Below are 12,637 nucleotides of genomic sequence, written 5' to 3' on the forward strand. Positions count from 1 at the left end.
GCCGTTCGTCCGCCTGGCCGTTCTCGCGACGGCCGGGGTTGCAGCCTATGCCGCGCTCCTGCTCTTCTTCGCTCGTAACCTCGTCGATGAAATGTGGGCGCTTATCATCAAACGCCGGGCCATCACCGCCTGATAGCCATCCAGACTGTCAAACCGCCTGGATATAATCGCGCATCGCCTGCGCATCCTGTTCGATCCGGTCCATCCGGTATTTCACCAGATCGCCGATCGAGATGAAACCCACCATCGCGCCGTCTCGGACCACCGGCAAATGGCGGACGCGGCGCTTGGTCATCAGGCCCAGCGCAGCCAGTATATTATAGTTGGGATCGACCGTGATTGCGGGGGACGTCATCACCTCCGAAACCGGTTTGTCGATTCCGTCCTTGCCCTCTGCCGCGACGCAATGAACGAGATCCCGTTCGGACATGATTCCGACGACCTTGCCCCCATCGACGACGGGCACCGCGCCAATTCGCTTTTCCGCGAACAACTTCACCACTTCGGCGACCTTCATATCCGGTGAGGCAGTGACCGTATCCTGGCCCCGGTTTTCCAGAATGATGCTAACCGTCATAGCGTCTCTCCCAATCGCCACATGAAGCCGGGCAATAATGCGCTTTTTCGCGGCTAAAGGGAAGGCAAGCGCCGTCGACGGCCAAGTTACGCTTGATGATCATCATCGGAAGCGCCAATTGGGCCGCATGACCCAAAAAGGACCGACGCTCGAAGATCCCGACTATGCGCAATTCGCCTGGGCGCGTTTCCGCCGAATCCTGAAATGGATGGCGCTCGCGTCCGTCGTTGCGGCACTCGCGGCGCTCGCATGGATGCATTATTATGGCGGCGGGCTGACCATCGCCATCGGTCTGGCGACGGCTTTCGGTGTCGGCCTGACGGTGTTCATGGCCGCCGCACTCATGGGGCTGGTTTTCCTGAGCTCAGGCTCGGGTCATGACGACGATGTCGATGCGCAGGGGCGGGACAGCTCACGCCGTCCCGATATAACCGACTAGGAGGCTTCGGCGGCGGCGCCCTTGTCGTCCTCGTCGGAGCTCGGCTTGCGCGCCCGGCTGCGGCGTGCCGGCTTCTTCTCGCTCGAACCGTTCAGCGAATCGCCGTCTTCCTGACCCTCGGTGACGGCGACGGAAATCGCGGCCGGAAGCCGATCCGCCTCGATGCTCTGGTCATCAGCGTCCTGGGTATCAGCTTCGCGCTTGGCACGGGGCTGGCGCTTCTTGGGCTTGTCGTCCGCCTGCTTCGCTTCGGAACGGCCGTCCCGGTCGCTCTCATCGTTCCCGCGCTGTTTCGCCTTGTTCTCTTCGCGTTCGCGCTTCTGCTCTTCCTTGCGCAGATTGGTTTCGGTGAGCACCCGGAAATAGTGATCGGCGAACTGCAGATAATATTCGTTCATGACCCGGTCGCCCTGCTGATGGGCATCGCGCGCCATGGACTTGTATTTCTCGCAAAGCTGGTTGGCGTTTCCGCGCGCGCGATTGTCCAACCGGTTGCCGTCGTTCGGCCCGCGGTTATTTGGCCGGCCGCCACGGCTGCGGCGACGACCCGAATTGCGATTATTCATCAAGGCTAAAAATCCTCAGTCCTTCGTGTTCCGGAAAAAGCGCGCCCCCGCGCGCAGCTTGGCCAGCCGGGCCCATCCCGGCCGCTCGGATACATATTCTCTCAAGGGCCGGCAAAGCCGGTCCTACTGCCAGAACCGCCGGACATCAGCGGTATGACGATGGAGATCATGGGGTGAAGGTTTCAACGCTGTGTGCTGCCAGAACCTTCGTTCCACCTATGCCCATATCGCTTACGTTTTGCCAAATGCAAGTAAAAATATAGTTGGTACCGGACACTAGCTGTGGATAAGCATGCAGCGCTCCTGCCCCGCCAGATCCCGCGAAACCTCTGAAAGCAGGCCCTGATCGGCACAAAGGCGGGAGACGGCGGAGGACTGCCCGACCCCCAATTCGAGGCACGCTACGCCCGTTTCGGCCAACAGCCGGGGAAGCTGTGGCACGATCCGGCGATAATCCGCCAAACCCGTATCTGCGGCAAACAGAGCCTCGCCGGGCTCGAAATCGGCGACATCGGGCATCAGTTTCGCCGCCGGGTCGACATAGGGCGGATTGCACAGGATGAGATCGCAGCGCGCATCCTCCCGATCGCCCCAATCTCCCTTTCGAAACTGCGCCCGGTCCGCAAAACCGAGCCGCTCGGCATTCCGTTCGGCGACGGCCAGCGCGGCGTCCGACCGATCGACGCCCACACCCATGGCGTCGGGCCATTCCGAAAGCGCCGCGAGCAACAGCGCCCCCGAACCCGTGCCGAGATCGAGAATCGTCGACGGCGGTCTCTTCGCCAGCGCGCGGCGCGCGGTTTCGATCAGCGTCTCGCTGTCGGGCCGTGGAATCAGCACGCCTGGGCTGACCTCGATATCGAGGCTCCAGAATTCACGGATGCCGGTGATGTAAGCAAGCGGCTCATGGCATGAGCGGCGTTCGACGAGCGCGTCGAAAGCGGATGGCGCCAGCCCGTCCAGACGTCGCAACAGCATCGATTCGCGGCTTTCGCCGAGGGCGTGCGCCATCAGCAGTTCGGCGTCGAGGCGCGGCGTCTCGCTGGTCGCCGACAGGGTTTCGGCCGCCGCGCGCAGGGCGTCGCGCACGATCACGCGATCAATCCTCGATATGGGCGAGCCGTTCGGCTTCGTCCTCGGCGATCAGCGCCGACACGAGCTCGTCGAGCTGGCCTTCGAGAATTTCGGGCAGGCGATGCAGGGTCAGGTTGATCCGATGATCGGTCACCCGCCCTTGCGGGAAATTATAGGTGCGGATGCGTTCGGAGCGGTCGCCCGAGCCGACCATGGATTTGCGCGCGCCCGCATATTCGGCCTCGGCGATGGCTCGCTCATGCTCGTAGAGCCGGGCGCGCAGCACCTTCATCCCCTTTTGCCGGTTCTTGTGCTGCGATTTCTCGTCCTGCTGGCTGACCACGATGCCGGTCGGAACATGGGTGATCCGCACCGCGCTGTCGGTCGTGTTGACCGATTGCCCGCCGGGCCCCGACGCGCGGAACACATCGATGCGCAGATCGGATTCGTCGATCTGGATATCGACCTCTTCGGGCTCGGGCAGCACGGCGACCGTCGCCGCCGAGGTATGAATACGCCCGCCCGATTCGGTCACGGGCACGCGCTGCACGCGATGGACGCCGCTTTCGAATTTCAGCTTGGCGAACACACCCTTGCCCGTGACATTGGCGACGACTTCCTTATAGCCGCCGACATCGGCCGCACTCGCCGAGATCAGCTCGAAGCCCCAGCCCTGTTCCTCGGCATAGCGCTGATACATGCGCAACAGATCGCCCGCGAAGAGCGCGGCTTCGTCGCCGCCCGTGCCTGCGCGGACTTCAAGCATGGCGGGCCGATCGTCGGCCGAATCCTTGGGCAGGAGCTTCACGGCGAGCGAGCGTTCGGCCTCCGGGATCTTCGCCTTGAGCTCCTCGGCCTCAAGCTCGGCCATCTCCTTCATTTCCGGATCGGCGAGCATCTCGTCGAGCGCGGCAAGCTCCTCACGCAGACGGCGAAGCTCACGGGCGATCTCGGCCACGGGCTCCAGCTCGGCATATTCCTTGGAGAGTTCGACGAATTTGTCGGGCGCCAAATCGCCCGCCGCCATTTGACCTTGCAGCTCTTCATGCCGCGACAAAATCGCGTCGATACGATCGGAGGAGATGGTGGTCATTCGTTCTCTTCTGAATCGGTACCGACATATCGGACACCGCCTCCGGTGCCTTCGAAGATTGCTTCGGACACCATGTTGTAGATTTGTTCGAATACACCAAGACCAGTTTTCACATCGTCAGTTACGAGCGTTTGTTTACCGCTCCTGAGGTTCTTAACCTCAAGTTCTCTCCGTTCCCACCGATCCTGGTCTACGAAAATTGCCAGAAGCGCATCCTCGGCATTGGCCTTTTGCAGGCGCTTCTTGAGATTTCCCTTGAAAACGGTCTGCACCGCAACACTTCGTCGACGAAGTTCACTAGCAACATGCATGGCGTGGTTATCCGCATCCGCGTTGACCGGCATGACGGCAGCCAGCACTTGCGGGTGATCAAGCCAAGCATTGTTAGTCAGCATCGCCAGCCGCTCGATTCCCGCAGCCCAGCCGACCGCCGGCGTTTCCGGGCCGCCCAGCGCTTCGATCAGCCCGTCATAGCGGCCGCCGCCGAGCACCGTGCCCTGCGCGCCGAGTCGGTCGGTGACGAACTCGAACGCCGTGTGGCGATAATAATCGAGACCGCGCACCAGCCGGGCGTTGCGCTCCCAGGCGACGCCCGCCGCATCGAGCCCTGCCGTCACAGCCTCGAAGAAATCCGCCGCTTCGTCGCTCATCACATCGTCGATCCCGGGCGCGGCGTCGGCGATCGGGCGGTCGCGCATATCCTTGGAATCGAGAATACGCAGCGGATTGCGCGCCAGTCGCTCTTGGCTATCTTCCGACAGATCGCCCTTATGCGCTTCGAAATGCGCGACCAACGCATCGCGCCATGCCTCGCGTGTAATACTATCGCCCAGCGTATTGAGCTGCAGCGTCACGCCGTCCGCCACGCCCAGCTCCTTCAGCAGCTGATCGGCCATCACGAGCAATTCCACATCGGCTGCCGGTTCGGCCGCGCCGATAATCTCCGCATCGAGCTGATGGAATTGCCGGAACCGGCCCTTTTGCGGGCGTTCGTAGCGGAACAGGGGGCCGTGCGTCGCGAGTTTGAGCGGCACATATTGCTGCCAGCCATTGGTCAGATAGGCGCGCGCGATTCCGGCGGTAAATTCGGGGCGCAGCGTCAGCGAATCGCCGCCGCGATCCTCGAACGTGTACATTTCCTTCGACACGACATCGGTGGTCTCGCCGAGCGAGCGCGCGAACACCGCCGTCGCCTCGAACACCGGCACTTCGACCCGGCCGAAACCGTAAAGCCGCCGGACCCGGTCGAACGTATCGACGACATGCGCGAAACGCTCGGCCTGTTCGCCGATCATGTCCTGCGTGCCGCGAATGGCGTGCGGCGTGTCTTTTCGCGCTTTATTTGCCATGGGCGGCTCCCCTAGAGCATTTTGACGCGCTAGGGGAATAGGGGAACTGGAGAACGCCATGAATATCGACCTTATCCCCGTCGGCGACGACCCGCCCGAGAATGTCAACGTCATCATCGAAGTGCCGGTCGGCGGTGAGCCGGTGAAATATGAATTCGACAAGGCGAGCGGCGCCCTGTTCGTCGACCGCATCCTCCACACGCCGATGCGCTATCCGGCCAATTACGGCTTCGTGCCGCACACGCTCTCGCCCGACGGGGACCCGCTCGACGCGCTGGTCGTCGCGCGGTCGCCCTTCATGCCGGGCTGCGTGGTCCGCGCCCGGCCGATCGCCGTGCTCAACCTCGAAGACGAGCATGGCGGCGACGAGAAGCTGCTCTGCGTCCCGATCGACTCCACCTTCCCCTATTACCGCAAGATCGGCGAAGGCGGCGACCTGCCCGAAATCGTGATGCAGCAGATCGAGCATTTCTTCACCCATTACAAGGACCTGGAACCGGAAAAATGGGTCCGGGTCGGCAAATGGGGCGACGCGGAAGAGGCGCGGCGGATCGTCGTCGAAAGCATCGAGCGGCTGAGCGCGAAAACATGACGGCAACGGAGCGCAGCTGGTGGTGGCGGTGCGCGGGCGCGGGCCTGATCGTCATTCTGGTCAGCCTCTATTTCGGCATGATCCCGAATATCGAGGGCTGCGCGCCGGATATCGGCGCCGACAATCTCGGCTCGATCATCGCCTTCGAACTGGTCCGCACGCCGGTCGATGTCGCCGCCTTGTTCGGCACGCCGCCCTGCACCGAACCGTTCCTCGCCGCCATGCGCCACGCCACCTGGGTCGATGCGCTGCTGTTCATTCCCGCCTATTCGGCCTTTCTGATCTGCGCGCTGATTGCGCTGCGCGGCTATGGCGGATCACTGGCCGGCGTCGGCATCGCTGCCGTCGCCGCCGCCGCTCTGTTCGATCAGGTCGAGGGCTTCTGGCTCTTCATGATCATGGACAGCCTGCCGGGCAGCCAAGGCGAGATCAACTGGCTGATCCCGGCCGTCCGCGCCAAGTTCGCCTTGCTCGGCGTTGGCGCGATCTGCATCGGCGTACTCCTGACCCGCCATAAGGGCATGGGCTTCGTCTTCGGCGCGATCATCGCTCTCGGCGGCGCCGCGACGACGGCGCTGATCGTCGATGACGCCTATGGCGCACTCACGATACAGGGATCGGCCATCGCCTGGCTTGCCCTGTTCGTCGTCGCCTTCCTGTATGCTATCATCCGGATGAACCCGCGCGCGTTGGTCGCCGACGTCCGGTCCGTCGACTAGGGACGGGATCTAGACCTTCGGCTTCTTCCGGCGCGGCCTCTTGGGTGATTTCTTTTGGGGCGCGCGCTCGCCTGCTTCGACGCCCAGCCGCGCCCATTGCCGCATGGCATCGGGATCGTCGTACACGTCGAGCGGCGCGCGGCGATAGTTCATCGTCCCGATCTTGCCGTCCTTGCCGGTGAATTCGAACTTGCCGAGGCCTTCGGCTTCGAACGCGCCCTCGTTCGCGGCATCGCTCTTGAAATAGAGATCGCCGCCGTCAACCAGCGCGAAGACCGTACCGCCGCAATAGAGGACGGCGCCGCCCATTATCTTGCGCATCGTCACCCGCCCGATCGGCTCCAGGCATTCGCCGACCCAGTCGACAAGGCCCTCGTCCACGCTCATGCGACGGCTGCCTCCACCATCTCCGCCTTTTTCGGCCGCCGCCAAGCGACGAGCAGGCAACCGGCCACGATCAGCGCGGTGCCGGCGATCGTCATCCAGGTGACGGCCTCGCCGAAGAAATACCAGCCGAAGATCGCCGCCCAGATAAAAGCGCTATATTCGAGGCTGACCAGATATTGCGCCTCGGCGCGGGCATAGCCCCAAGTCACCATGAGTAGCGAAACGATCGCCAGCGCCGCGGCGCCGGTCAGCGCCGGCCAGTGGCCCGCATCGGGCATGACGGCGAAGAAAGGCGCGACCGACAACAGGCAGAGAAAGACGATGATATTCTGGAAGAAGGCGATCTCTACAGGCCCCGCGATCAGCGCCATCTGCCGCTGCAGCACGAGATTATAGGCATAGGCGGTCGCCGACAGCAGGATCGCCGCCACGCCCCATTGCGCCTCCGGCCCGAATTCGCTGCCCATCTTGCCGAGCACGATGACGCCGACGCCGGCGATGCCGAGCAGCGACGCCAGGATCGCGTTCCGCCCGATCCGCTCCTTGAGCAGAACGGCGGCGAGATAGAGCGCCAACAGCGGCGCGATGAAGGACAGCGCGACCCCTTCCGCCAACGGCACGCGCACCAGCCCCCAGAAGAAGAGAAAGGCCATGATCGCGATCAGGACCCCGCGGATCAGATAGAGCCGCATCGCGACGCGGCTCGGCCGCTTCCGGCGTCGCTTGAAATAGAGGATGCTGATCAGCAGCACACCGGCCGCATAGCGCCAGAACACGGCGTTATAGGCACCGAGCGCCACCGACAGCCCCTTCATCACCGCATCCATCGCCGAGAAGAAGGCGAGGCCGGTCAGCACCGCCATCATCGGCAGGAGAATCGCGTGCGATTCGGACTGTTGGGACGCGCTCATCCGCGCACCCATAGACGCCGGCTCCGCTTGCGGCGAGGCCCGAAATCGCTACGCCGTGACAGGTACGGAATAGGAAAGACATGATGGACCTGCCCGCCGGCTTCGCGCCGCATTTTCGCAAGAGCCCGTTGACCGATCCCTGGGAGCCGCTGTTTTCGAAGCGCACCGACGCGGCGGTGGTCATAGGGCTCACCGCAGACGAGCAGCACTGCAATTCGCGCGGTTTCGTGCATGGCGGACTGATCTCGGCGCTCGCGGACAACGCCATGGGCCTGTCCTGCGCCGCCCGTCACGACAATGTCTCCGGCCTCGTGACGATCAGCCTGCATCTCGATTTCGTGCGCGCCGCGAAAATCGGCCAGTGGCTGGAGTTCGAAACGACGTTCATCAAGCCGGGCAAGAGCGTCGACGCCGCGCAGGGCCGGGTGACGGCGGATGGCGAAGTCTGCGCGCTGGCGGGCGCGACGTTCCGGGTGCTCGACGCGGCGACAGCGTAGCTGCCTAAATGGCCAGCTTCGTCGCCGAGCAGACCTTGGTCAGACCCAGCCCCCGCTTCATCGCCGGATAGACGCGGATCATCGCCGCGACCATCGCCAGCTCGACCCGCACGGTGCGGCCGAAACGCGCCTCGATATCGTCGCCGAGCGTATCGACATCGGGAGCTTGGCGCGCGATCGCCTCACCGAACCGGAAGGCGAGCGCCTCGTCCTCGGGCAACGCGTCGCCGCCCGCGAGCGCCGCGTTCAGCATATCGCGCGAAACGCCGTCCATCCGGCTGCCTTGCGCCGCAGTCAGCGCGCAGGGCCCGCAATCCTCGACGAGCACGGCGCCGATCCGCGTCGCCGCGAACATGGCGGCGGATGCGGCGTGGCGATGGTTGCTCGCCGGCATGAAATGGATGAACTTTTCGAGCGCATGGCCGGGCGCTCGCGCGATCTCGTGGACATATTCGCTTTCGCCGGGATTCATCCGGTCGACGATGCCGAGGAACAGGCCTTTGGGCAGGCCGATCGGGGCGATCCGCTGCCGGACGAAGAGGGTGGCGATCGCGATCAGGACCATCAGCGGCACGCCGATCGTCCCCGGCGCATCCTTGAGGAACCGGTCGGTCGAACAGATTCCCGCCATCAGTTCGTAAAGATGCAGGCCGCCATGCGCCATCAGCCACAGCCCGCCCGCAAGCGCTGCGAGCCAGCGCATCCGCAGATTGCGGACGGCGTAGAAGAGAATGACCGCGCAGCCCAGATAGGCGATGCCGATATCGGCGATGAAATGCGTGTTGGCCGGCCCGGTCGCGCGGACGGTGGGGATCGCGTAGTACCAGCCAAGCGGATCGAAGAGCATGAACGCGCCGTTGAGCGCCGAGAAGAGTATCGCGATCCAGATCAGCGCCTGGACGATCCGGTCGCCGAAATCGGATGGGCCGGTCATGGGCAATCTCCTTCGCGAGCGCCCTAGCAAATTCAGTTGCTATTCGAAACTGGCGAAATAGTCGAAAATCTCGTCCCCGGTCCGGCTGGCGGCGTTGCGCCAGGTCGGCGCGGTTTCGGCGTTGAGAAGTGTGCCCTCGGGCGAGAGGATCAGGACCGTGGGCGTGCCGCTGATCTCCTCGATGCCGAAACGCTGCGCGATATCGATGTTGCGTCCCTCGCCTTCCTGCGGATGGCCGACATCGACATAGACGATCTCGTAACGGCGTTCGAGCATGTCGGCGAAACGGGGCGTGGCGAACCAGCCGGCGAGGCCGCGGCTGTCATGGCACCAGTTGGCGCCCATCACGAGAATGACGCGCTTGCGGCTGATCGCGGCGCGCGCCAGCGCCGAGGCGACGTCCGCAAAAGCGGCGCGCTGCGCATCATAGGGACGGGCCTCACGATGGTCGGTTTCGCCCTGTTCGGCGGATACCGGCGCGGCGACGGCCAACGGAACGGCGAAAGCCAACGCGGCGACGGCGCACAGGCTCGAACCTCGCATCGCTATGCCACCCTTTCCTGCGCGATCAGCCTGGGCAGGTTCGCGATCGCCGCCTGCGCATTGGCGCGGAACCGATCGAGCAATGCCTGTTTCTCCGCATCGTCCGGCGTGACCGCGGCGATCGTCTTGCCGAACCCGTCGAGCCGCGCCTTGATCATCCATTGCTGGAGTTCGGGACGCTGGGACCATTGGAACTGGTTCATCATGTTGACCAGATTGGCCCGCGCATAGGTGTCGATCCCGTCGGGCAGCGGCACGGGCTGGCCAAGGCTGTTTTTCGTCGCATCGTCCTCGTAACTGGCTTCGATGAACGCGGTGAGCGCGGCGCTGAACGCCGGCTGCGGCACGCGGATCATCTGCAGGGTGATCCGGTCGCCCTGGAACTGGGGGACGACCGGCCGCCGCTCGACCGCGGTCGCCGTGCAATCGATGAACAGCGCATCCGCCGCCGTTTCGACCGCGCCGGCATCGAAGATCATTCTGCCTCTTTCGATCCGCCGGACATGGCCCATGCGCACGACATCGGCGATCCGGCGCAGGATATCGACCTCTCCCTGCGAGATGGTCGGATAATGGAACATGGTCGGCCTGATTTCAGGATCGATCCGCAGCATGATGCCAGCCTGTTCGAGCCGGTCGAACAGGTCGTCCGGCGTCGTCGCATGGGCGAGCGCCTCCATGATATCCGCCTGGCCGCCGATCGTGTCGTGGAAGAACTCGATCCCCGGCTGCGTCTTGCCGCGATTGAGCATCCAGGTGTCGCGCGGGCGGACCCAGGTGATGCTGCCAGGTTCGACGCCGGCCTCCTGCAACCACACGCCGACATCCATCGCCGTCTTGCCCGCGCCGAGGATGACGAACCGGGAGGGCACGTCGCCAGGCGCTTTCCAGAGCCCGGGCAGCGCGTTGGGCGGCACCATCCGCACGCTCTCGCCGATTTCGAACTTGGGCGTATGGGTCGAGGGCACCGAGGTGCCATAATAGGTGGCGTCGACCGTCTTGCGGCGGATCTGCACCCGGCTCTCCCGGCCCGAAAGGATCGACATGAACCGCCCGTCGCCCCGATAGTCGGACATCGGGAAATAGGCGACACGGCCGCTCGGCAGGAACCGCCGGGCCATCACGCCCTCATAATAGGCGCAGACCTCGGACCCGGTTGCGAGGCCGTAATAGCCCTTGTTGAGGCCGATCTCGTCTTTTTCCCGCGGGCCGAGGACGGTCGAATTCACCCCGTAAAAGGCCGAGGGCTGGTGCAGCGCGACGAAGGAATAGGCGTCGTTCCAATGGCCGCCCGGCTTCGCATGGCGATCGACAAAGGTGATGTGCGCGTCGGTCTCGTCGAGCAGCGTATCGGCAAAGGCCATGCCGACGGCGCCCGCGCCGATGATCAGATAGTCGGTTTCAAGATCGGCCATACGGGCTCCCTCGGCGACCCCATAGCCGCCGCGGCGTCATAGAGCGCCGGATCCCGAATGGGTACAGGGTTATTCGGTGGGTTTGGCCTCAGGCGATTCCCCGCGGCCGACGACGATCTCGTCGATTTCGAGGCGTTTGATCCTCAGCCGGTCGACCTGCGCGTCCCGCGCCCGGATCGAGCCGATCACTAGGCGACCGATGGCAAGCGCGCCGATCGCGGTTGCGCCGACGGCGAGGGCACCGATCGCCGCCGCACGGACCGCGCGTGCACGAACCGCGGTGCTGCGCTCGACCGGACGCCGTTCGGCCGGCTCGGCGGGACTATTCCGCTGCCTCGGCATGCGCCTCTTCGGCGGCCTCGATCTCGGCCGCCTTCGCCTCGACCAGCGCGACGATATGGTCGATCATGTCGCCATCCTGCACATGATGGTCGGTGACGCCCGACAGATAGACCATATGCTTGCCGGCACCGCCGCCGGTGATGCCGATATCGGTCTCGCGCGCCTCGCCCGGGCCATTGACGACGCAACCGAGCACCGAGAGCGAGAGCGGCGTGTGGATATGCTGGAGCCGCTCCTCGAGCGTCTCCACGGTCCGGATGACGTCGAAACCCTGGCGCGCGCAGCTCGGGCAAGACACGACGCGCACGCCCCGCGTCCGGATGCCGAGGCTTTTGAGGATTTCGTAGCCGACCCGCACTTCCTCCTCGGGTTCGGCCGACAGGGAGACGCGGATCGTATCGCCGATCCCGGCCCATAACAGATTGCCGATGCCGATCGCGCTTTTCACCGTGCCGCCGACCAGCCCGCCCGCCTCGGTGATCCCGAGATGCAGCGGGCAGTCCACAGCTTCGGCGAGCTGCATATAGGCGGACACCGCGAGGAACACGTCGGACGCCTTCACCGCGACCTTGAAATCGTGGAAATCATGGTCTTGCAGGATCTTGATATGATCAAGCGCGCTTTCGACCAGCGCCTCGGGGCAGGGCTCGCCATATTTTTCGAGTAGATCCTTTTCGAGGCTGCCGGCATTGACGCCGATGCGGATCGCGCACCCATTGGCCTTCGCCGCCGCGATCACCTCTTTGACGCGATCTTCGCTGCCGATATTGCCGGGATTGATCCGGAGGCAGGCCGCGCCGCCGTCAGCCGCTTCGAGCGCGCGCTTGTAATGGAAATGGATGTCCGCGACGACCGGCACCTTGGCCGCGCGCGTGATCTGCTTGAACGCCGCCGTCGAGTCCTCGTCCGGACAGGAGACGCGGATGATATCGACGCCCGCCTCCTCGCAACGGCGGATCTGATCGACCGTCGCCTTCACATCGGGCGTCGGCGTATTGGTCATCGTCTGCACGGTCACCGGCGCATCGCCGCCGACCGGCACTTTGCCGACCATGATCTGGCGCGACGGGCGCCGCGCAATATCTCTCCAGGGACGTATCGACATGGGATTTCTATAGGCGCTCCCCGTTACCAATAAAAGGCACAGTCTTTGGCGGGGCATCGCGACGCCGAAGCCCGTCGTGGCAGCGCGCGCGGGA

At 64.3% G+C, this 12,637-nt stretch carries 17 protein-coding genes (1 of these 17 cut by a window edge); 5 read left to right on the plus strand and 12 right to left on the minus strand.

The genetic code is table 11. From position 1 onward, the window contains the following. On the plus strand, positions 1–133 hold the final stretch of the coding sequence (locus HFP57_RS10710) for a lipopolysaccharide biosynthesis protein (protein ID WP_246263082.1). 1,346 nt of this gene lie to the left of the window's left edge; 133 of the gene's 1,479 nt are visible here — the last part of the coding sequence; the start codon falls outside the window, past its left edge; it ends in the stop codon at positions 131–133. 15 nt (positions 134–148) lie between these two features. Here the strand turns inward: HFP57_RS10710 and HFP57_RS10715 are convergent, their stop codons facing one another. Next, positions 149–577, minus strand: a complete 429-nt coding sequence (locus HFP57_RS10715) for a CBS domain-containing protein (RefSeq protein ID WP_176869757.1) — start codon at positions 575–577, stop codon at positions 149–151. 127 nt (positions 578–704) lie between these two features. On the opposite strand from HFP57_RS10715, the gene HFP57_RS10720 reads away from it, so the two are divergent. Continuing rightward, positions 705–1,016 carry a hypothetical protein gene (locus HFP57_RS10720; RefSeq protein ID WP_176869758.1) on the plus strand — a complete coding sequence of 104 codons (312 nt, stop codon included), beginning with the start codon at positions 705–707 and terminating at the stop codon, positions 1,014–1,016. On the opposite strand, the gene HFP57_RS10725 is transcribed toward HFP57_RS10720, so the two are convergent. The 4 genes from HFP57_RS10725 to hisS all read right to left on the minus strand — a co-directional run bounded on the left by HFP57_RS10725 (position 1,013) and on the right by hisS (position 5,098). Beyond that, positions 1,013–1,582 (minus strand): DUF4167 domain-containing protein, encoded by a 570-nt coding sequence (locus HFP57_RS10725; protein WP_176869759.1) that lies wholly within the window; start codon positions 1,580–1,582, stop codon positions 1,013–1,015. The genes HFP57_RS10720 and HFP57_RS10725 overlap by 4 nt on opposite strands. 276 nt (positions 1,583–1,858) lie before the next feature. After that, positions 1,859–2,671 (minus strand): peptide chain release factor N(5)-glutamine methyltransferase, encoded by an 813-nt coding sequence (gene prmC / locus HFP57_RS10730; protein WP_176871268.1) that lies wholly within the window; start codon positions 2,669–2,671, stop codon positions 1,859–1,861. Positions 2,672–2,681: 10 nt separating this feature from the next. Further along, complete coding sequence (gene prfA, locus HFP57_RS10735) at positions 2,682–3,749, minus strand: peptide chain release factor 1 (protein WP_176869760.1); 1,068 nt, start codon at positions 3,747–3,749, stop codon at positions 2,682–2,684. Continuing rightward, a complete protein-coding gene (hisS, locus tag HFP57_RS10740; RefSeq protein ID WP_176869761.1) occupies positions 3,746–5,098 on the minus strand; it encodes a histidine--tRNA ligase in 1,353 nt (450 codons plus the stop codon). The genes prfA and hisS overlap by 4 nt, the downstream gene beginning before the upstream one ends. A 58-nt stretch (positions 5,099–5,156) precedes the next feature. On the opposite strand from hisS, the gene ppa reads away from it, so the two are divergent. Further along, positions 5,157–5,690 carry an inorganic diphosphatase gene (ppa, locus tag HFP57_RS10745; protein ID WP_176869762.1) on the plus strand — a complete coding sequence of 178 codons (534 nt, stop codon included), beginning with the start codon at positions 5,157–5,159 and terminating at the stop codon, positions 5,688–5,690. Continuing rightward, positions 5,687–6,409 (plus strand): hypothetical protein, encoded by a 723-nt coding sequence (locus tag HFP57_RS10750; protein WP_176869763.1) that lies wholly within the window; start codon positions 5,687–5,689, stop codon positions 6,407–6,409. The genes ppa and HFP57_RS10750 overlap by 4 nt, the downstream gene beginning before the upstream one ends. Positions 6,410–6,418: 9 nt before the next feature. Here the strand turns inward: HFP57_RS10750 and HFP57_RS10755 are convergent, their stop codons facing one another. Both HFP57_RS10755 and HFP57_RS10760 read right to left on the minus strand, forming a co-directional pair. Next, entirely contained in the window at positions 6,419–6,796 is a 378-nt protein-coding gene (locus HFP57_RS10755) for a TfoX/Sxy family protein (RefSeq protein ID WP_176869764.1), read from the minus strand. Further along, positions 6,793–7,707: a DMT family transporter gene (locus tag HFP57_RS10760; protein ID WP_246263084.1), complete on the minus strand. Its 915-nt coding sequence runs from the start codon at positions 7,705–7,707 to the stop codon at positions 6,793–6,795. The genes HFP57_RS10755 and HFP57_RS10760 overlap by 4 nt, the downstream gene beginning before the upstream one ends. 83 nt (positions 7,708–7,790) lie before the next feature. On the opposite strand from HFP57_RS10760, the gene HFP57_RS10765 reads away from it, so the two are divergent. Further along, the gene (locus HFP57_RS10765; protein ID WP_218135014.1) at positions 7,791–8,204 is read left to right on the plus strand and encodes a PaaI family thioesterase; all 414 of its coding nucleotides are present in this window, start codon (positions 7,791–7,793) and stop codon (positions 8,202–8,204) included. A 4-nt stretch (positions 8,205–8,208) separates the two neighbouring features. Here HFP57_RS10765 and HFP57_RS10770 read toward each other — a convergent pair whose 3' ends face one another. The 5 genes from HFP57_RS10770 to ispG all read right to left on the minus strand — a co-directional run bounded on the left by HFP57_RS10770 (position 8,209) and on the right by ispG (position 12,543). After that, positions 8,209–9,138, minus strand: coding sequence for a hypothetical protein (locus HFP57_RS10770; protein ID WP_176869767.1), 930 nt, complete (start codon positions 9,136–9,138; stop codon positions 8,209–8,211). 39 nt (positions 9,139–9,177) lie between these two features. Further along, positions 9,178–9,681 (minus strand): thioredoxin family protein, encoded by a 504-nt coding sequence (locus HFP57_RS10775; protein WP_176869768.1) that lies wholly within the window; start codon positions 9,679–9,681, stop codon positions 9,178–9,180. A gap of 2 nt (positions 9,682–9,683) precedes the next feature. Continuing rightward, positions 9,684–11,096, minus strand: coding sequence for an NAD(P)-binding protein (locus HFP57_RS10780; protein ID WP_176869769.1), 1,413 nt, complete (start codon positions 11,094–11,096; stop codon positions 9,684–9,686). Between the two features lie 69 nt (positions 11,097–11,165). Further along, positions 11,166–11,438, minus strand: coding sequence for a hypothetical protein (locus HFP57_RS10785; protein ID WP_176867846.1), 273 nt, complete (start codon positions 11,436–11,438; stop codon positions 11,166–11,168). Then, complete coding sequence (gene ispG, locus HFP57_RS10790) at positions 11,419–12,543, minus strand: flavodoxin-dependent (E)-4-hydroxy-3-methylbut-2-enyl-diphosphate synthase (protein WP_176869770.1); 1,125 nt, start codon at positions 12,541–12,543, stop codon at positions 11,419–11,421. Before ispG ends, HFP57_RS10785 begins: the two co-directional genes overlap by 20 nt. Between the last annotated feature and the right edge of the window lie 94 nt (positions 12,544–12,637).

Source organism: Parasphingopyxis algicola, assembly GCF_013378075.1.
Taxonomy (GTDB): Bacteria; Pseudomonadota; Alphaproteobacteria; order Sphingomonadales; family Sphingomonadaceae; genus Parasphingopyxis; species Parasphingopyxis algicola.